At 31.9% G+C, this 20,340-nt stretch carries 16 protein-coding genes and 3 pseudogenes; 5 read left to right on the top strand and 14 right to left on the bottom strand.

All coding sequences use genetic code 11. The features are described 5' to 3' along the window. Positions 1 to 118 precede the first annotated feature (118 nt). The 5 genes from STRUR_RS05380 to STRUR_RS05360 form a co-directional block, all read right to left on the bottom strand. Positions 119 to 1,441, bottom strand: coding sequence for an amidohydrolase (locus STRUR_RS05380; RefSeq protein WP_006739579.1), 1,323 nt, complete (start codon positions 1,439 to 1,441; stop codon positions 119 to 121). Between the two features lie 67 nt (positions 1,442 to 1,508). Then, entirely contained in the window at positions 1,509 to 2,591 is a 1,083-nt protein-coding gene (locus STRUR_RS05375; RefSeq protein ID WP_006739930.1) for an ABC transporter substrate-binding protein, read from the bottom strand. Between the two features lie 15 nt (positions 2,592 to 2,606). Next, positions 2,607 to 3,662 (bottom strand): ABC transporter ATP-binding protein, encoded by a 1,056-nt coding sequence (locus tag STRUR_RS05370; RefSeq protein WP_006739263.1) that lies wholly within the window; start codon positions 3,660 to 3,662, stop codon positions 2,607 to 2,609. Between the two features lie 20 nt (positions 3,663 to 3,682). Continuing rightward, a complete protein-coding gene (locus STRUR_RS05365; protein WP_006740284.1) occupies positions 3,683 to 4,462 on the bottom strand; it encodes an ABC transporter permease in 780 nt (259 codons plus the stop codon). Further along, positions 4,459 to 5,298: an ABC transporter permease gene (locus tag STRUR_RS05360; protein WP_006739819.1), complete on the bottom strand. Its 840-nt coding sequence runs from the start codon at positions 5,296 to 5,298 to the stop codon at positions 4,459 to 4,461. The genes STRUR_RS05365 and STRUR_RS05360 overlap by 4 nt, the downstream gene beginning before the upstream one ends. Positions 5,299 to 5,480: 182 nt before the next feature. On the opposite strand from STRUR_RS05360, the pseudogene STRUR_RS05350 reads away from it, so the two are divergent. After that, positions 5,481 to 6,624: pseudogene (locus STRUR_RS05350) on the top strand (cation:proton antiporter). An 18-nt stretch (positions 6,625 to 6,642) separates the two neighbouring features. Here STRUR_RS05350 and STRUR_RS05345 read toward each other — a convergent pair. Further along, positions 6,643 to 7,632 carry an aldo/keto reductase gene (locus tag STRUR_RS05345; protein ID WP_006739664.1) on the bottom strand — a complete coding sequence of 330 codons (990 nt, stop codon included), beginning with the start codon at positions 7,630 to 7,632 and terminating at the stop codon, positions 6,643 to 6,645. A gap of 179 nt (positions 7,633 to 7,811) precedes the next feature. Here STRUR_RS05345 and STRUR_RS05340 point away from each other — a divergent pair, with 179 nt between their 5' ends. The 3 genes from STRUR_RS05340 (at position 7,812) to STRUR_RS05330 (ending at position 11,054) form a co-directional block, all read left to right on the top strand. After that, on the top strand, positions 7,812 to 8,621 hold the full coding sequence (locus tag STRUR_RS05340) for a Cof-type HAD-IIB family hydrolase (RefSeq protein WP_006738945.1): 810 nt from the start codon (positions 7,812 to 7,814) through the stop codon (positions 8,619 to 8,621). Positions 8,622 to 8,786: 165 nt separating this feature from the next. Then, entirely contained in the window at positions 8,787 to 10,256 is a 1,470-nt protein-coding gene (locus STRUR_RS05335; protein ID WP_006738477.1) for a peptide MFS transporter, read from the top strand. Between the two features lie 87 nt (positions 10,257 to 10,343). Continuing rightward, positions 10,344 to 11,054, top strand: a complete 711-nt coding sequence (locus STRUR_RS05330; RefSeq protein ID WP_006740134.1) for a DUF554 domain-containing protein — start codon at positions 10,344 to 10,346, stop codon at positions 11,052 to 11,054. Between the two features lie 56 nt (positions 11,055 to 11,110). Here the strand turns inward: STRUR_RS05330 and STRUR_RS12115 are convergent, their stop codons facing one another. The 3 genes and pseudogenes from STRUR_RS12115 to STRUR_RS12110 form a co-directional block, all read right to left on the bottom strand. After that, positions 11,111 to 12,820 carry a pneumococcal-type histidine triad protein gene (locus STRUR_RS12115; RefSeq protein ID WP_006738764.1) on the bottom strand — a complete coding sequence of 570 codons (1,710 nt, stop codon included), beginning with the start codon at positions 12,818 to 12,820 and terminating at the stop codon, positions 11,111 to 11,113. 3 nt (positions 12,821 to 12,823) lie between these two features. Then, positions 12,824 to 12,886: pseudogene (locus tag STRUR_RS12155) on the bottom strand (pneumococcal-type histidine triad protein); the annotation flags it as partial. A 12-nt stretch (positions 12,887 to 12,898) separates the two neighbouring features. After that, positions 12,899 to 13,975 carry a pneumococcal-type histidine triad protein gene (locus STRUR_RS12110; RefSeq protein WP_006739243.1) on the bottom strand — a complete coding sequence of 359 codons (1,077 nt, stop codon included), beginning with the start codon at positions 13,973 to 13,975 and terminating at the stop codon, positions 12,899 to 12,901. A 205-nt stretch (positions 13,976 to 14,180) separates the two neighbouring features. On the opposite strand from STRUR_RS12110, the pseudogene STRUR_RS05310 reads away from it, so the two are divergent. After that, positions 14,181 to 14,872 (top strand): annotated as a pseudogene (locus STRUR_RS05310) (TraX family protein). 42 nt (positions 14,873 to 14,914) lie between these two features. On the opposite strand, the gene STRUR_RS05305 reads toward STRUR_RS05310, so the two are convergent. From STRUR_RS05305 to gyrA, 5 genes are all read right to left on the bottom strand, one after another. Next, on the bottom strand, positions 14,915 to 15,877 hold the full coding sequence (locus tag STRUR_RS05305) for a DUF1002 domain-containing protein (protein ID WP_006740103.1): 963 nt from the start codon (positions 15,875 to 15,877) through the stop codon (positions 14,915 to 14,917). Positions 15,878 to 15,977: 100 nt separating this feature from the next. Further along, on the bottom strand, positions 15,978 to 16,418 hold the full coding sequence (locus STRUR_RS05300; RefSeq protein ID WP_006739969.1) for a pneumococcal-type histidine triad protein: 441 nt from the start codon (positions 16,416 to 16,418) through the stop codon (positions 15,978 to 15,980). Positions 16,419 to 16,519: 101 nt separating this feature from the next. Continuing rightward, entirely contained in the window at positions 16,520 to 16,933 is a 414-nt protein-coding gene (gloA2, locus tag STRUR_RS05295; RefSeq protein ID WP_006739208.1) for an SMU1112c/YaeR family gloxylase I-like metalloprotein, read from the bottom strand. A 53-nt stretch (positions 16,934 to 16,986) separates the two neighbouring features. Continuing rightward, positions 16,987 to 17,733, bottom strand: coding sequence for a class A sortase (locus STRUR_RS05290; protein ID WP_006738745.1), 747 nt, complete (start codon positions 17,731 to 17,733; stop codon positions 16,987 to 16,989). Between the two features lie 4 nt (positions 17,734 to 17,737). Continuing rightward, positions 17,738 to 20,194, bottom strand: a complete 2,457-nt coding sequence (gene gyrA, locus STRUR_RS05285; RefSeq protein ID WP_006740209.1) for a DNA gyrase subunit A — start codon at positions 20,192 to 20,194, stop codon at positions 17,738 to 17,740. Positions 20,195 to 20,340: the final 146 nt, after the last annotated feature.

Below are 20,340 nucleotides of genomic sequence, written 5' to 3'. Positions count from 1 at the left end.
ATCATCTTGTGAATAATTGGAACAGTAATGACTTTGAAATGAAAAAATGAAAAGTGTTTTTTTATAATGATAATCTATCCATTCTTTACACAAAAAATTAAAGATAGGCTCATGATTGTTATTTATTATTTTGTAATTCACTTACTTTTTTTCTAAAGGAATTCATTTCTAAGTCAAGATTATTTCGAATGGTTTGGAAATCACGTCTTACTAATTGTTTATTCTTAACTAACTGTACTCCTGCAACCCAAACATCTTTAACATTAGAACTATTTGCACTATAGACTAATGCGCTGTACGGGTCAAAAATCGGAAACATATTAACAGATTCTCTTTCAATAACCACAATATCAGCTTGATAATTTGCTTTTAATTGTCCAATGTGATTATCTTCTCTTATAGCTTTAGCACCGCCTCTCGTTGCTAAGTAAAAGATCTCTCTTGATGGGAAAATACTTCTATCTTTGTTATAGGTTTTTTGAGCATAAGCAATTGTCTTCATAACTGTAAAAAGATCTAATGTGTTTCCACTACTTGGACCATCAGTTCCTAAACCAACAGTAATATCTGCTTCTAATACCTCTTTTAATGGCATAATCCCTTTGGCTGATTTCATATTAGCATCAATACAATGAATAACGTTGACATCGTGTTTTTTGAGCAATTTAATATCATTCTGACTAAGATGAATACAATGAACTGCTAAAAAATCGTTACTTAATAGGCCAATAGCATTCAAAAATTCAACAGGAGTTAGATTATATTCTTTTTTAAAGTAATCAATCTCATAGTCCATTTCAGAAACATGCATCATAATAGGTACACCATTAGTTTTAGAGACTGTTTTTATCTCTTCAAGAATGTGTTTTGAATTAGTGTTAGGTGCGTGTGGTGCTAACATTGGTTTAATTAGTGGATGGTTTTTCCACTTTGGAATATAATTTTTGGCATACGTTAGACCATAATAAGGTTGATCATCTCCATCACAGGTAGGAATGTTAAGAATCGTTTCACCAAGTAATGCTCTCATTCCCATTTTATCAACTTCTTCAGCAATTGCATTTTCAAAATAATACATATCTGCAAAAGTAGTTATTCCAGCTAATAACATTTCTGCCATAGCATAGTTTGTACTTGCTCGTACTAATTCTTCAGACAGATTCTCTTCAAGTGGGAATAATAACTTTCTTAGTCTGTCTTTCATATCATCTCCAAGACTTCTAAATGGAATCATACCTACATGTGTATGGGCATTAATCATTCCTGGGATAATAATATTTTCATTAACATCAATAATTGATTCTATACCATCATTCTTAAAGTCATCAAGATGACCTACATCAAGAATGATGTCATCTTCTATTATGATATAGCCTGGATTATATTCATTGAAATCATCATCCAGGCTTAAAATCCATCCATTTATCAGTGCTGTTTTCACTAATTGTCTCCTTTAATCATGTGCCATAAAAAGTCATGTACAAATACATGACTTTTTGAACAGAATATTATTGATTTAATATTTCATTCCACTGTGTTACCCAATCAGAAAGTTGTTTATTGACGAAAGTTGTATCAATACTTTTTGCTTTCTTGGCTACTTTTCCATAAGTTTTATTTTTAGCAACATCAGAAGATAATTTTACAGTAGTATTTACTGGAGCTTCATTTAATTTAACTGCAGTTTCTTTTTCAAGTGATTTGCTTATTCTCCAATTTATGTACTGATAAGCTTGTTTTTTATTTTTAGCACTACTTGGTACATTGATTGTATTGTAGTTGGCATAAGTTGTACTTGGAACCTTGTAAGTAAGACCAGATTTTGCTGCGTCAACTGTAGAATAAGCATAATCCGCAATAACGGCAACGCTTATTTCCCCAGAAGAAAACATATTGGCTAAATCAGATGATTTAGAGTAAGTTTTTACAACATTAGGAGAAAGTTCTTCTAAGGCATTGAATGCTGCTTTTCCTTTATCAGATGTAATATCTTTACCGGCATGATCACTAGCAACATATAACATAGCAGGACCGAAAGTTGTTGAAATATCAGGAATTGAAATTTTACCTTTTAATGATGCTTTCCATAAATCATCCCATGAGTTAATTTTGAAACCAACAGCTTTTTCGTCATAGATAATTCCGATACTATTTACTGCATAAGGCACCCCAAGTCCTTTTTTCCAAATAGCCTTAGCTCCGTCAGATAAATTTGAGATATTGGGAACTTCTGATTTTGAGATTTTTGTAAATAAATCTTTTGTTTTTCCTTCAGATGCATTAATTTGTGAAAGTTCAATAGCATCAACTTCTGTTGTTCCTGATTCCAATTTTGTAAGTCGTTCTTCAGCTGTACCAACATCTAAAGTTACGTCAACATTTTTATCCTTTTCAAAAGGTGAAATAACGGTAGATTCAACAATATCTTGATTTAAAGCAAATGTTGAAAGATTCATTGTCGTTGTTTTTGATGATTTTGAATCACTACCTGAAGATGATTTTGAGACATTTGCTTCTGAGTTACCACAAGCTGCTAAAGAGACAACTGCTCCTAAAATCAAGATACTAGATAACCACTTTTTCTTTTTCATTTTCTATTCCTCCAATTACTTAACTAAAAAGACTAATTTTTCTTTTTTAAATGTCAATGTGACTTCTTGACTAACTTCAAATTTTTGAGAATCATCAGAAGTAACAAGAATGCTGCCGATATCAGTTTTGACTTCATACTGATATTGCTTTCCTAAAAAGGTTCTTACTCTAATTTTTCCAACTTTTTGATTAACGCTATCAATCTCACCTCCTCGATTAATAATGATGTCTTCTGGACGTATAGTTAAAAGACCATTTGTACTATTTGTCTTATTTTCAATCAAAAAATCATAATGACTACCTGATTTATCAGTATAGACTAAAGTATTTTGATTTTTTGTAATCGGTATAAAATTTTCAAATCCTATAAATTCTGCAACAAATTTTGTGATTGGTCTTCGATATATATTTTCAGGGGTGTCAAATTGCTCTATAACACCTTCATTCATGATGGCAACTTTATCTGATATTGAGAAACATTCTTCTTGATCGTGTGTCACAAATAAAGTTGTCATATTTAATTCTTGTTGAATTCTTCTAATTTCAAGACGCATTGCTAGTCTTAATTTAGCATCTAAATTACTTAATGGCTCATCTAGTAATAACACTTTCGGTTCAATAACAAGAGCACGTGCTAAAGCAACTCTTTGCCTTTGACCACCTGATAGTTGTTTGGGTAGTCTTTTCTCAAATCCTTCTAGACCACAAATCTTAACAATTTCCTTGATTTTCTTTTCAATTTGGTCATTAGTTAATTTCAATCTTTTTAACCCAAAAGCAATATTATCGTAAATCGTCATATGTGGAAATAAAGCGTAACTTTGAAATACCATCCCAAAATGTCTTTTATGCACTGGTACTTTTGTAATGTCTTCATTGTTGACAATGACTTGTCCATCATTTGGCTTGATTAATCCAGCTAATACTCTTAATGTCGTCGTTTTTCCACATCCACTTGGTCCTAGCAATGAAACCAACTCACCATTTTTAATGGATAACGATAAGTTTTTTAAGATATCATTTTGTTTATCATAAGACACTCTGATATCGTTTAATTCTACAATTGACAAAATTTATTCTCCTTTTGTAATTACATAATTGATGATAAACCTAAAGTTTTATCAATAAGATACATTAAAACAATGGTTAATAACATTAGTAATGTTGAAATTGCTGAAACTGCTGGATTATAGTTATATTCTAAATAGCTCAATAAAGTGATTGGTAAAGTCGTAACTCCAGGACCAGTTAAAAACATACTTACTGGAATATTATTAAAGGAATTAACAAAAGACAATAAAGAACCTGCAAAAATCCCAGATGTGATATTAGGTAAAACTATTTTAAAAAAAGTTTGCGTCTGGGTATAGCCTAATGTCCATGATGCTTCTTCAATAGATTCATCTAAATTTTGAATATTTGAACCAACAACTCTAATAATATAGGGAAGACTAATAAGCATATGACCTATAATTAAGGCTGGAATGACAGGTAGATGTAATTGAATAATAATCATATTGTAAATCATGTAACCTATCACCATTCCTGGAATGAGAGATGGAGAAAGAAAAAATGAATTTAACGATTCTTTATATTTAAAATGATCTCTATTTAAGGCATAAGCAGCTGGAACACCAACTAAAGCAGCAATTAAAGTAGCCAATACACCTGTTATTAAAGATATTTTAAAACTAGCTATGAAGGAGGCTGAGTGAAATACAACACTATACCAATCAAGTGTAAAACCTTTTATTGGAAATTGAATGCTTGCTTGTGTACCAAAAGATGTTATGACAATAATTAAAAGGGGAATAAATAAGAATCCAAAAACTAAATATGAAATGACCGTTATGCTTTTATTCTTTTTCAACTTGTTACTTCTCCTATTTGATTTCGTTTGTCTACCCGTTTAGCCACCAGATTTAAGCTTTTCATTACGAGTAAAGTGATTACAATCATGATAAAAGCGATGACACTTGCGCTTGACCAATCACCTAGAGTAACTGCTTTTTGTTGCAAAAAGGTTGCTAACATCATATTTTTATTACCACCAAGTAATTGAGGTGTTGTATATGCCGTTAAAGTTCCAGTAAAGACTAAAATACTACCAACAATTGTACCAGGTAGGCTTAAAGGAATAATGATGCTTGAAATAATTTTCCACTGACTAGCTCCTAAAGTAGATGCTGCTTCTAAAATATCATCTTCAATTTGTTCCATTACACCAACCAATGTAATAATCATAGTAGGCAAAAATAAATAAACCGACCCAACAATGATGGAGCCTTCAGTATAAAGCAAAGAGAATGGTTGGTTTATAAATTTTAACGATGTTAGTAAGTTATTAATAACACCATTTTTACCCAAAATAGTAATCCACGCAAAAGCTCTAATAACAGAATTAGTTAACATCGGAAATAAAGTTAAGGCCATCAGTAATCCTTTTACTTTTGAAGATACGCCAGAAATAAAATAAGCTGTTGGAACCCCTAAAAGGGCACAGATAAGAGTCACAACAAAAGAAATTTTGAGAGTTCTCCAAAGAATTTTTAAATTATAAAGTGAACTAAAAAAATCAATATAACCAGATATAAAGCCATCTTTTGAAAATAAAGTTGGTATTAATAGATTTACTAAAGGTATTAATACAAATAATAGCAATAATAATAAGGTTGGTAAATAAGCCCAAAAACGAATCTTGTTCATTTATTCTCCTTAATCATTCATGTTTTCTATTGAATTATAAGATATTTTTACAATATTTTCAATAAGATTATTTAGAAACAAGACAATCGACATTTGATAATGATATAAGAAAAAGTTATATTACTAAAATTATCGACATAAAAATGGTATAATACTAACATTATTGTTTTTTTGGAAGAAAAATGCACGAACTTATTAATTTAACCATTATTCTTTTTAGTAGTTTAGTAGCGATACAGCTTTCCAGTCGTATTGGTATTCCGGCCGTTGTTGGTCAACTTTTAGTTGGTATTTTTATTGGTCCAGCCCTTTTAAACTGGGTTAAAAGCGATGACATTGTTTCATTTCTTTCGGAAATTGGTGTCATTTTATTAATGTTTCTGGCGGGGCTAGAAGCTAATCTATCTTTATTAAAAAAATACATTAAGCCAAGTCTATTAGTTGCCATTACAGGTGTTCTAGTCCCATTATTGATTTTTTATGGAACAACTCAACTATTTGGTTATGAAATGAAAACTTCGTTTTTTTTATGGTATTGTTTTTGCGGCTACCAGTGTTTCTATTACTGTTGAAGTTTTACAGGAATACAATAAAGTGAAATCAGATACTGGTGCTGTTATCTTAGATGCCGCTGTCGCAGACGATATTTTAGCTGTCCTTCTTCTTAGTTTCTTTGTTTCAAGTACTAGTGGCGGTCAAAATCAAAATCTACTATTAGAATTTGGATTGCAAGTTCTATTCTTCATCTTTTTATATTTTCTAATTAAGTATTTGATTCCAGGCATCTTTCGTTTTGTTTCAAAATTTGATTATTTTGAGAAAAATAGTTTCTTAGCGGTTATTATCTGTTTTAGTATGGCAATACTAGCTGATAAAGTTGGTATGAGTGCAGTTATTGGCTCGTTTTTTGCAGGATTAGGGATTGGCCAGTTAAAAATTGCGGATAAACTAACCCATGAAGTTGCTCAATTTTCATATCTCTTCTTCATTCCAATCTTTTTTGCTTCTATTGCACTCCCACTTCAACTTGATGGTATGTTAAAAAATCTACCGCTAATTGTACTTTTTACGGTTTTAGCTGTTCTAACAAAATTAATTCCGTCTTATCTTGTTGCTCGTGGATTTGAGTTCAATAGACGTAATGCATTAACAATAGGTGGTGGAATGGTAAGTCGAGGTGAGATGGCACTCATTATTGTTCAGTTAGGTCTCAGTCAATCACTCATTTCCAAAGCAACCTATTCAACACTTGTTATTGTTGTTATTTTAACGACTCTTATAGCTCCCTTCCTATTAAAAATTACTTTTAAAGAAAATAAAAACTAGGTTTATTAAACCTAGTTTTTATAATGCACCAACAACTTGATGTGGAACATAAGCTTGATTTAAATAATCCATATCTTCACTGGATAGCGTGATTTCAAATGCTCCCATAAAGTCATCTAAATAGTTTGTTTTTGTAACACCTACAATTGGTGAATCAATACCTTTTTCCCACAACCAAGCTAAAGCAATTTGTGGACGACTTGCTTGATACTTCTCTGCTAGTTCAGCTACACGCTTCACAATCACTTGGTCTTGTTCTTTGGTACTATCATATTTAGAAACAGCAACTTGATCGTGCTTACTGCGTGCAGTATCAGCATCCCAATCACGAATAACACGACCTGCAGCAAATGGACTATACGGTGCTAAACCAACACCGTAATCTTTACAAAATGGAATCATTTCTCTTTCATCTTCTCGATAAAGCAAATTATAATGATTTTGCATAACAGAAAATGGTGTCCAACCATTTTTTTCTGCAGTGTATTGCGCTTTTTGAAATTGCCAAGCATACATTGTTGATGCCCCAATATAGCGAACTTTTCCAGCTCTTACTAAATCATTCAAAGCGGACATGGTTTCTTCGATTGGCGTATTATAATCCCATCTATGAACATAAAGGAGATCGATATAGTCTGTTCCAAGTCGTTTCAAACTAGCATTGACTTGATTAAAAATTGCTTTTCTTGATGAGCCAGTTGTATTAGGCCCAGGGTTGGCACTATCACCGAAAAAGAGTTTTGTAGCTATTACCACTTCATCTCTATTAGCGAATTCTTTAATAGCTCTACCAATAAACTCTTCACTTGACCCGTAAGCATAAACATTTGCTGTATCAAAGAAATTGATTCCTAAATCAAGAGCATGTTTAATCACTTCTCTAGTCTTTTCTTCATCTAAAACCCAATCTTGGTGCATACCACCTCGGTTGTCATCACCAAAACACATTCCTCCGATACAAACTCTAGAAACTTCCAGACCTGTCTTACCTAATCTTGTGTATTCCATAAAAACCCTCATTTCTACTTGAAACTTATCTAGACTAATTAAAAGCCACATGTATACAAACCATATGGTCACTTTAGCATTTTTTTATATTTTTTCAATCAAAAAATAAAGGTATTTGTTTTTTGTGAAACGTTTTCAAAATGTGTTAAACTATTTGTAATAGTTAAGGGGGATATTGTATGACTATCAATCAGAAAATTAAACTTGTTGCAGTTGATATTGATGGTACATTTGTCAGATCAGATTATAGTTGTGATAAAGATAGATTTCAAAGAATTTTATCTAAAATGACTGAATCAGGCTGTCATTTTGTTGTCGCAAGTGGTAATCAATATTATCAATTAAGAGATCTTTTTAGTGAGTTTGATCAAGCGATTTCATTTGTTGCTGAAAATGGTGCTTTTATTAAAGATCATAATGATACAGTCTATACAGCTCAATTTTCAAAAGATAGCACCGAGCAAGTCATTGACTTTTGTCGTCTTTATCCTGAAATTAAGAATGTTTTATGTGGCAAAGAGAGTGCTTATTGCCAAAGAGGAAGTGTCGATCAAGATTTCTTTGATAAAACTAGTGTCTACTACCATCATTTAAAATGGGTAGATGATTTTAAAAAAGTCGATGACCAAATCCTAAAATTTGCACCTACAGTACCTGAAGAAGAAACAATTACTTACTTTAATTTATTCAAAAAACATTTGGGACATATTATTGAACCAACAACAAGTGGTCATGGATCTATTGATCTTATTTTACCTGGATGCCATAAAGCTTCTGGCCTAGAAAAGCTAGTAAAAAGATGGGGTATTAAACCAGAAAATTGTTTAGCATTTGGAGATGGTGGAAATGATATTAAAATGTTAAGTTATTGTGGTACTAGTTATGCCATGGCTAATGCACTAGAAAATGTTAAACAAGCAGCTACTTTTGTTTGCCCATCAAATAATGACGATAGTGTTCTCGTAACTCTAGAAAAATACTTTCATTAAAATAGTCTTCTAAGGCTATTTTTTCATTAAGGTCACTTAAAGACCATTAAAAAAACATAAATTATAATATTCTAAAAATTAGAGGTATAAAATGATAATAGTCTTAATTTGACATGTCAAAATAATTACTATATTATAGTAGTTGTGTTTTAGAAGGAGTTATTTATGAACAAGAAAACATTTTTTGGTCATCCAAGAGGATTGTCAACCCTCTTCTTTACTGAAATGTGGGAACGATTCTCTTATTATGGTATGCGCGCTATTTTACTTTATTATATGTATTATAGTGTTACTCAAGGTGGCTTAGGGATGGATAAATCTACTGCTGCTTCCATTATGGCTATCTATGGTTCCTTGGTTTATTTGTCTTCAGTCTTAGGTGGTTTTATTAGTGATAGATTGTTGGGTAGTCGCAAAACAGTTTTATATGGTGGTATCCTTATCATGATTGGGCATATTGCTCTTGCAACTCCTTTTGGTAAAGGTGCCCTTTTTACATCTATTGCTTTAATTGTTCTGGGAACAGGATTATTAAAACCAAATGTATCTGATATGGTTGGATGTCTTTATGATGAGAATGATCTTAGACGAGATTCAGGATTTAGTATTTTTGTTTTCGGAATTAACCTCGGAGCATTTATCTCACCTTATTTGGTTGGTTATTTAGGACAAAACATTAATTTTCATTTAGGCTTCTCACTTGCTGCTATTGGCATGTTCTTTGGTTTAGTTCAATATGTCAGAGACGGAAAAAATTATTTCTCTGAATCAAGTCTTTACCCAACCGATCCCTTATCTGAAAAAGAGAAAAAGGTATTAAAGAAAAATCTTCTTGTTGCCTTCTTAATTATTGCAATTGTATTAATTGTTTTACAATTGTTCCATCTCTTAACGATAGCAATGATTATTAATATTTTTACAATTATTGCAATTATCATTCCTATTCGTTACTTTTTTAATATTTTAAGAAGTTCAAAAATTTCTAAAATTGAACGATCAAGAGTCTGGGCATATTTGCCACTCTTTATTGCATCAATCCTATTTTGGTCAATTGAAGAGCAAGGTTCAGTTATATTAGCTCTATTTGCAGATGAACAAACAAGACTTTACTTTAATTTCTTTGGACAACAAATTCATTTTCCATCTAGTTTTTTCCAAAGTATTAACCCATTATTCATCATGTTGTTTGTTCCTCTATTTGCTATTTTGTGGAGTAAATTAGGTAACAAACAACCTTCATCACCTAAAAAATTTGCTTATGGTTTGATTGCTGCTGGTCTTTCCTTTGTATGGATGATGTTGCCAGGTTTACTTTTTGGAGTTAATACAAAAGTTAGTCCATTCTGGTTAATTATGAGTTGGGCTATCGTTATTGTTGGTGAGATGTTAATTTCACCTATTGGTCTATCAGTTACAAGTAAACTAGCACCAAAAGCATTTCAAGCTCAAATGATGTCAATTTGGTTTTTAAGTAATGCTTCTGCACAAGCTATAAATGCTCAGATTGTAAAATTCTACACAACAGGCCACGAAGTAGCTTATTACGGCGTTGTAGGTGTCATCACGATTCTATTTGCATTCTTACTACTTTTTTATGTCCCAAAAATTGACAAACTGATGGTAGGTATCAAATAAAAAGACTAGCAATTGCTAGTCTTTTTATTATCTTGTACTTTGTCATTACTTTCGATATAATAGAGAAAGTTTGAGTTGGAGAAAGTTATGTTTTTACTAGGTACAATAATAAATACTATTGCAATCCTTTTGGGAGGTATTGTAGGTCATTACCTTAATCAAGATCATCAAGATGGTTTAACAATGGCTTCAGGAATAAGTATTCTTTTCATTGGTATTTCAGGTGCTATGTCTGGAATGTTAAAATTATCCTCTCATCATGGTCTCTCAAGTGGACAAAGCATGCTTGTTGTTGCTTGCTTAGCACTAGGAGCACTCTTTGGAGAAGTAATGGGAATCGAGGCTAGGTTTGAGAACTTTGGTGATTGGATAAAATTAAAATCTGGCAATGCTAATGATAACCAATTTGTAAATTCTTTTGTTACAGCATCATTAACTGTTTGTATTGGTGCCATGGCCATTTTAGGGCCCATCCAAAATGCTTTAAATGGTGACATTAGTCTTTTAGTTACAAAAAGTGTTCTTGATTTTATTATCATCATGGTTATGACCACTTCTCTTGGAAAAGGTTGTGTCTTCTCTGCAATTCCCGTCTTTCTTTTTGAAGGAAGTATTGCAATTTTATCTAGACTACTCCAACCATTGTTAACTTCTGAAGCTATTGCAAATATTGCTTTAATTGGCTCCATCCTTATATTCTGTGTTGGGCTTAATTTGATTTTTGGCAAGCGTATTAAAGTTGCCAATTTATTACCTGCCATTATTTTTGCAGCTTTTATTGCTTACCTAAACTACTAAAAAAGCACGTCATGATGACGTGCTTTTTGTTAAAAGAGGAAACAATCATTAAAAAATTATAGTTCTTTACCATTTACAATGTCATAACGAATAGTTTTGCCTTGACTTGTAAATGTTAAGACATCATTAAATTGAATTTGATCCATTGAAACTCTATAGTGACTACCAATTTTTGTGATAGCATCTTCAAATGCAGTCTCATTCATACCATATTTAGCAGATAAAGATTTTACTTTTGACTCGTAAGCATACATTTCTGGATCAACATCTTGACCCTCATTTTGCTCATTCTGAATGTTGGTTTCATTGTTTTTGGGTTCTTCGGGTTTAGTTTCGACTAGAGGTTTCTCTGATTTACTCTTTTCTCTAGGACTAGCTTGTGTGGAATCAGATGGATTGTTTTTTGGCTTTTCGTCTGACTTAACAACATTTTGTTTGCCAATAAATTTACCATTCTGACCAATAATGTTAGCATTTTGAGAAGGGTTTGCAACAGTTTTTAACTCTTTAATATTAATATAGATTTCTTTGCCCTTACTATCTTTGTAACCAACACTTCCGTCTGAATAGAAAGTAGCATTATTTAAATCAATCTCTTTTTCAAACAATTTAGCCTCTAGAGTTTCCCATGTTTTTTCATTGTAAAACGTTGAGAGTTCTTTAAGATAAGATGAAGTAGCATTTTCATACAAATCTGCTTTGACTAACTTACCAATAATATAAGCTGATTGAGGAAGAGAAACCTCTTCTTCAGTCCACTCATCAATGTAAATGGTACTACCAAAGCATTGTGGGAAACCTACAACACCATTATCATAGAATTGCATTTCTTCAATGGAAACTTCATATTCATCCATCCATTTTTTCAATTTTGTTTCAAACTGTTGCCAGTTAGAAGCGTCATAAGTATAAGCATATGCTATATCTTTAACTGTTGTTAAAAGTTGTTGATTTTTTGGCCTTTCGGTTGGCACAGGAGATTCATTTTCTTCAGGTTGTGTTATATGTCCTTCTTTACTTTCCCAGCCATCTTTCATAGGTCTAGACTCAGGGTGATTAATCAAATATTTAACAGTTGAAAAAACATCAGCAATTGTGTATCCCTCAGGAATTGCTTTCATTTGAGCAATCATATCAAAGCTAACATAATGAAAATGGTCATGATGTGGTTGAACAAAAGTATCATTACCTTTCATATGTGTTGTGTATTGCAATTGATAATACATTTTATTCAATGGAACCACTAATTTTTCGGGAACTTCTTTATATAAGTCAATCAAATTCTTAGCTTTATATTTGTGATTATCACTCAATATCTCATTAGCCTTATTATGATTTTCTTTCTTTTTAGCAAGAAGCTGTTCTTTATGTTTTTCCCAAAATTCTTGAGCAGCTTTTCTTTCCTCTTTAGATAGATCTTTAGCCAAAGTATAATGAATATGGTCCATGTGTGGTGTTGTATATCCTTGACCATCAAAGTTTATGATATCTTTAGCATCAAAAATATAACCATCACTTGTCGTTGTTTGACCATTTGCTTTAGCCTTTTTTATTTCTTCTGGACTGTAGACAATCTGAGAATTTGGTTTTCCTTGACGTTCCTCTAAAGGTGTCACAGCATGTTCATGACTATCAGCTTTATGAGAATCCTTTTTATGATTTATTTCTAAATTTGGATTTTCTATTTTATCTTTATCTGACTTCTTAGTGTTAGGTTCTTCTGTCTTTGGAGCATCCGATTTAGGTTGATAGATGCCTAAATGCATCTCAGCTAATTGAATTTCTAAAGCAGATAATCTTTCTCTTGGGATAACGTGCCAATGATCACCATGTGGAACAACAAATCAAAATGTCGTTGCGCGTGTCACTTGATTTGGATCAAAAATCAAGCCATCCTCTTCAATATGTCGTTGTTCTTTAGGTAAACTATAAAGATAATTTAAAAGTTCTTGGTATTGATTATCTTGTTGTTTATGGTTTTTATCATTTTTTGGTAAAGCTGGTTTAATAGAATTGTCATGATTGACAGTATGGCCAGGTTTTTCAGGTTGATATGGAATAATTGGGTTTGACCAATTTGGAATAGGTGTATTTACATGAGTTGATGGTTGATGTGAATGGTTAATTCTTTCTGTTCTTGGATTATTTTGATTTACAGCATGATTAACTTTTGATTTTCCAGTTTTTGAGTTCCAGTATGCTTGTGCTGCAGAAAGTTCACTTGGTGACAAATCCTTTTTAGGAATATAATGAAAATGATTTCCATGTGGTACTAGAAAAGCATCTCCCATATCATCAATCACATCTGTTGGACTAAAAATATAACCATCATCAGTTGTATAGCGACCTTCTTTTTTGGCTTGATTAATTGCTTTAACAGTAGCAGTATCTGAGGATGATTTGTTATGATTGTGTGCCTTTTGTTTTGCTTCTTTGGCACCTTTTGCTGCTTGTTCTGCAATTTGTTCTTTAGTACGAACATTTTGACGTTTACTTCCAGGTTTTAAATAAAGGTCATAATTACCATTAACTTTTATTATGTAACCATCTTTTACTTCATTGATAACATCTGATTTCTTAAACACATAATTAGGATCTTTCATAATTAAGTCTTCGCTTATTAAAGCATCATAAGGTACTTTACCATTGTAAAAATGGAAATGATCCCCATGAGATGTTACATAGCCTTTATCAGTAATTTTTACAACAATTTGTTCTGCAGATATTCCTTCTTCTTTACTAATTTGATCAGGACTCTTATCAGAATTTTTTGCAGATTTTATCGGTTTGTGATGACGCTTTACATAAGAAATACTGTTATCTTGACTTTGAACAGCCTGATATCTGCCTAATTCATATGAACAAGCACTAAAGAGTAAAACCGCAGCAGTTGCAGCACCAATTATTTTTTTATTTTTCATAATACTTCCCTTCTAAACAATAAAAAATTGGATTTTTAAAATGTTTCCTCCTTATTATAAACTTAACCAGTTAAGTTTATGACATAAAATAATGATTGTCAATCAAAAAAATTCATTTTTTTCTCATTATTTTAAGTAATTCTTATTATTTTATATTCTCTTTATGTTACAATAGACATGTATTTTTCAATTATAAAGGAGTCTTATGCACATTAAATTTAATGCATTCCATTTAAAAATCATCGCTATTATTGCCATGTTTATCAATCACTTTGGTCATGTTTTTCAAGTTGCAAATAGCTATCCTTATCTTTATTTTTTGACTGAGTTTATTGGCTTATTTACCTTTCCAATCATGGCATATTTATTGGTAGAAGGTTTTATTTATACTAAAAATGTAAAAAAATACGCCCTAAGACTATTTATTTTTGCCTTACTTTCTATCTTACCTTTCACTTTTCAAGTTTATTACCAAACAATATATTATTCACCTTATTCCTTGGTCTTCTATCCATGATAGTTATAGCATCTCGAATTAATCCTTTTTTTAAAAGTTTTCTTTTACTAGTTCTATTTTTCTGCTCCTTTTTATTTGACTGGGTACCTTTTGGAATACCAATTATCTTAGCTTTTTATTTTTATCATGGTAATCAAAAAGCTATTAGAAATACAATCCTTATTGCTTGTTTCATCATGATTTGGTTATTTATTAGCGCCAAACCATTAGATGATTTGACAGTACTTGACTGGATTGATGTCATTTCAAGTTTTGGATTGTTGCCAGTAATTTATTTACTGAATCACTATAATGGTCAACGTGGACTTAATTCACCAGTCATTATATGGGGATTCTACGCTTTTTACCCTCTACACTTAACTGTTTTGTATCTTATTTAATTTTTGATAAACTAAAAACCCCTTATTTTAAGGGGTTTTTTATTAGTTAAAAAATTGTTTAAAGAAAGCAATTATTTGTTCCCAAATACCTTTGCCAGTTTCTATAGCTTTATTAGCATCAAAATTTAGGTTGATATTAGTGAAATGATCTTTTGCATTTGAGACAATACTATTTTTTAATGATTTCAAAGTTTTTCTAAAGTTTGAATTCGAAATAACATCACTATTTGACAAGTTAAGTGCAAAATTGATGATTAAATTAATTTGATTTTGTGTCATGCTATCTTTCAAACCATAATTCGATAACGTGTCATTAACAATCTTTTGAACTTCTTCTTTTGATAAGTTAGACCCACCTTTTGCGACGGCTGACTTAATATCTGTTAATGCAACGTTTAACTTATCTGAATCATAACCACTTTTTCCTTGGTTTTCAGAATTGATATCAGATAGAGCATTTAATTCTTCTTGAGCTAAATCTTTGTTCTCTTGTGGTACAGTCACACCATTTTGTTCTAGTGAATAATAAATTCCGGCTAAAGCAGATTCGCCAGTTACGGCAATTGGAGATGCTACTATAATACTAGCATGTTCGATACCAAGTGTAACTGCTGCATTTCGATACATATCTTGTGTGACTTTTGTGATATTTTCAGGTGTGGCAATAGACACTTTTAGCGTTTCACTATTACCTAATTTTTGAATCTTTACTGAAGAATAAAGTTGTAAACTAGCATCATCTGCCACATTCATAATTTTTGCATAAGCACTAGTTGTTAGTGTCTTGATTTGAGTATCAACACCATCATTATAATCTAATAACTGTAACGTTTGTGTTCGTTGATCCTCTGATAATGAATAGCCTAAAACATAATCAGGTTGAACATAAGATTCATCGATTGCTTTTTGAACCGATGAAGAACTTGCTGCATAACTTGTTGTCTGTCCAATCAAAAGTCCCATTACAATAAAGGTAAATAGCGTTAAACATTTTTTTAAAGACATAATAACCTCGTAAAATTAAATTTCCTATTCTTTTTCCCTTAGATATGTATTATATCATGATTTTAGGGAAGTGTATGAAAAAAAGTAAACTATAAAAAGCTTACTCAATTTCTCGAATATTGTTTTTATTATGAGGATTCTTTAGAACAATATACAATTTTCCTTCAACTTTAACAACAAAGTATTCTTCATACTCTTTTTTGATATCACTTTTTTTAAAATGATAAGTACTAGGAAGGCATAACTGATTACTTATTAAACTATTTTCAGGAATGTTTCCTTCATAATAATAATAGGCTTCATTTTTCTTGGTAACATAGCCACCTTTTTGAATATTAACCACAACTTCTTCCTTTTGATTTTGCCTTTCATGACTTCCTGTCAATCTTTTGTCAGTTTTTGAAGAAGCATACCAATTATTGATAGTTATTGCTATTGTTCTATTTCTTTGTCTTAATTTTTGAGAAATAAACCCAATAAACCCAATTGTAAGAAAAAGAATAAGGCACAATGATAATATATTTTTTATCTTTTTAAACATATCTTAGATTTCCATTAATCTTTTAAAATAATATTATAACATATTTCTTTAATAAAATCATGATATGCTAATTAAATAATGAAAATCTAATGACAAAAAGTTTACTCGTGTAATTCTAAAGGCAGTCCGTCTGGATCAAAAAAGAATGTCATTTTTTCACCAGTAAAAGTATCATGTCTAATAGGTTCTACATTGATATCTAACGCTTTTAATTCTTCAACTTTTTCTTCGATATTTGTCACTTTCAAAGCTAAATGTCTTAAACCACAAGCTTCTCGTGGCCATTCTGGTAAACCAATACGTTTTGGAGGTGCTTGATAATTCTTGTCTGAAAGTGAACTTCCAAAAATTTCAAGTTCTATTGAGCCACATTTTAAATCTAATTTATAATCGGCTCTTTCAGGTCTATAATTTTCTCTGATAATTTCAAAGCCCAATTTTTCAACATAAAATATCTTTGATTTTTCATAATTAGATACGATGATAGCAATATGGTGGATAGTATCTAGATTCATTTTTCTCCTTTTTTGGGATAAAACAACCAGCTATCAACTGATTGTTTTTTTGGTTATAATTCTACTTGATTGTATGAGGTATCAAACGCTTTTTTGATTTCTTTTGAAGCCTTTGTATATGACTCAGTTTTTGTTAAGGTTCCATGAACGATAATTCGTTCTGTAGCTTCAGCATCTGTACAAGTAACTAGAGTCACTTCGCTGACTCCTGGAGTATCATCAATAACTTCAACATGCTCAGGTGTTACAGCATTAACTTTTGAGATGTCATAAGTATAAACTTTATCTTTATCTGTAAGATAGATTTTCATACCAACCTTTGCTTTTTCCAATGGTGAAAAAAGCATATCTGATGCACCAGTGATACCAAAAATGTGATGGCTAGCTAGTGCATAATTGTTTTCACCACCCATAATTTGATTTTCTTTCATTGTTCCAGCGCCATAAGTTAGTTCTGTATTTCCTAAACCTTTAAAAATTGGTAGATTAATGTTAACCTCTGGTATTGCTATACCACCAATAACAGGTAGCTGTTGTGAGTTCATCTGTGCCTCAAGAACAGAATCTGTACTAACAGATTTTACACTTGAAAAATTATAAGTTGTTTTTGTTTTCTTATTTTTATCGAGTGTTTTCTTTGATACCTTTGAGACTTGGTACTTATTGGTATTATGTGCAATAATAGTATTTCTAATTGACTTATTAAAAATAAGAGCTAAACCAATTGTTAATAGAATAACTACTAGTAACCATCTTAAAAAGTTCCAAACTTTAGATTTTGTCACTTGTCTTTTTTTCAAGGGACTAGTCCTCCTCTACTGATTCTTCAATTTCTTTTGCTTCAGAATCAACAAGTGTAAATGTCATGATTTTAGATTCTTGATCAAGGCGCATCACTTTCACACCGAGAGTAGCTCTTCCAGTTTGTGAAATATTAGCTACGTTTGTCCGGATAATGACACCTGTATTGGTGATAATCATGATGTCTTCATCACCATTCACTGTTAACAATCCAGCTAAAGGACCATTTTTACTTGTAATATTGGCAGTCTTAATACCTTTACCACCACGACCTTTAGTTGGGTATTCAGTCGCTGCTGTTCGTTTTCCATAGCCATTTTCTGTAATGACTAATACTTCCTGGCTGTCAGTAATTCTAGCAGCACTGACAACTTGATCTTCATCACGCAATTTGACTCCACGAACACCAGTCGCAGATCGACTCATTGATCTGACATCAGACTCATTAAAACGAACACTATAACCAAGTTTTGTTCCTATAATAATATCATCAGTACCATTCGTTAGGAAAACATTGATTAATTCATCGCCTTCTTTAAGACCTAAAGCTTTTAGACCATTTTGTCTAATATTTCTAAATTCAGATTCTTTTGTGCGTTTAACAACACCATGTTTTGTCACAAAGAAGAAATAATTTTCTTTATCAGGATCTGCTTTTTCAGAGATAATTGTCTGAATAGTTTCATGCTCGTCTAATTTTAAGAGATTAACAATCGGTAATCCTTTAGCTGAACGACCATACTCAGGAATTTCATAACCTTTAAGACGATAGACACGACCTTTATTAGTCATAAAGTAGACATGGTCATGTGTATTAGTAGATAATAACTCTTTAACAAAGTCATCATCATTGACACCTGTTCCTTGAACACCGCGCCCACCTCGTTTTTGAGCTCTGAATTCATCTTGAGCTAAACGTTTAATATAGCCTTTATTAGAAAGTGTGATAAGAACATCTTCTTCTTCGATTAAGTCTTCATCTTCAAGAGAGATAACTTCCCCTACCATAAGTTCTGTACGTCTGGCATCCGCATATTTCCGCTTAATCTCATCCATTTCTTCTTTGATAATTAAAATAACTCTTTCAGGTTTTGCTAAAATATCAGCTAAATCAGCAATCAAAGCAATCAGATTATCATATTCAGACTGGATTTTTTCTCTTTCCAAACCAGTTAAGCGACGAAGACGCATATCCAAAATAGCTTGACTTTGGCGATCAGTTAAATCAAAGCGACTCATCAATTCATTTTGAGCGATAACATCTGTTTGACTATTTCGAATAATACTAATCACTTCATCTAAATGATCAAGTGCAATTAACAAGCCTTCTAAAATATGAGCTCTCGCTTCTGCCTTGTCTTTATCAAATTGTGTCCGTCTAACAATGACTTCTTTTTGGTGTTCAATATAATTATCAATAATTTGTCGTAAAGACAAGATTTTCGGAACACCTTTTTCAATGGCAAGCATATTAAAACTAAAATTAGTTTGTAGACTTGTTAATTTGAAAAGATTATTTAAAATAACATTGGCAGATGCATCACGTCTCACTTCAATGACAAATCGCACACCTTCACGACTTGACTCATCACGGACTGCAGTGATTCCTTCTACCCGTTTTTCTTGAGCTAATCTTACAATATGCTCATGGACTTTTGTTTTATTGACTCCATAAGGAAACTCAGTAACAATAATACGTTCTTTTCCATTTTTGGTTGTTTCAATCTCAGTGCGTGATCTTAAGACAATTGATCCTTTTCCAGTCTCATAAGCTCTATGTATACCAGATTTTCCCATGACGAGGGCACCAGTTGGAAAATCAGGCCCAGGAATAACTTCCATCAATTCTTTAGTTGTGACTTCAGGATTATCCATGACAAGTTTGACGGCATCAATTGACTCACCTAAATTATGTGGTGGTATGTTAGTAGCCATACCTACAGCAATACCAGTAGCACCGTTAACTAATAAATTAGGAAAACGTGATGGTAAAACAAGTGGTTCACGTTCTGAACCATCATAGTTATCTTGAAAATCTACGGTATTTTTATTAATATCACGTAGCATTTCAAGTGCAATTTTACTCATCCTTGCTTCAGTATAACGCTGTGCAGCGGCACCGTCACCATCCATAGAACCAAAGTTACCGTGCCCATCTACTAACATGTGACGATATGACCACCACTGAGCCATTCTTACCATTGCTTCATAAATAGATGAATCCCCGTGAGGATGGTATTTACCCATGACATCACCAGTAATACGTGCTGATTTTTTATGAGGTTTATCAGGTGTCACACCTAATTCATTCATCCCATAAAGAATACGACGATGAACCGGTTTTAAGCCATCACGAACATCTGGCAATGCTCTTGCGACGATAACACTCATGGCGTAATCAATGAAACTTGTTTTCATTTCACTCGTTAGATTAACGTCAATTAAATTTCTATCTTGCATTTAAGGAATGCTCCTTTTCTAGTCTGTAACTCTCTACAATTATATCATAAAATGGCTTATTTTTCATCTTGTAAGCGATACCCAAAACCGATTTAAAATCAGTTTTGTAAATTGACAGCTTTTTCACAAAATTTTCATGCAAAATA

It is taken from the genome of Streptococcus urinalis 2285-97, assembly GCF_000188055.2.
Taxonomy (GTDB): domain Bacteria; phylum Bacillota; class Bacilli; order Lactobacillales; family Streptococcaceae; genus Streptococcus; species Streptococcus urinalis.
Note: the sequence above shows the minus strand (reverse complement) of the source record. Positions and strands in the feature narration are given on the sequence as shown.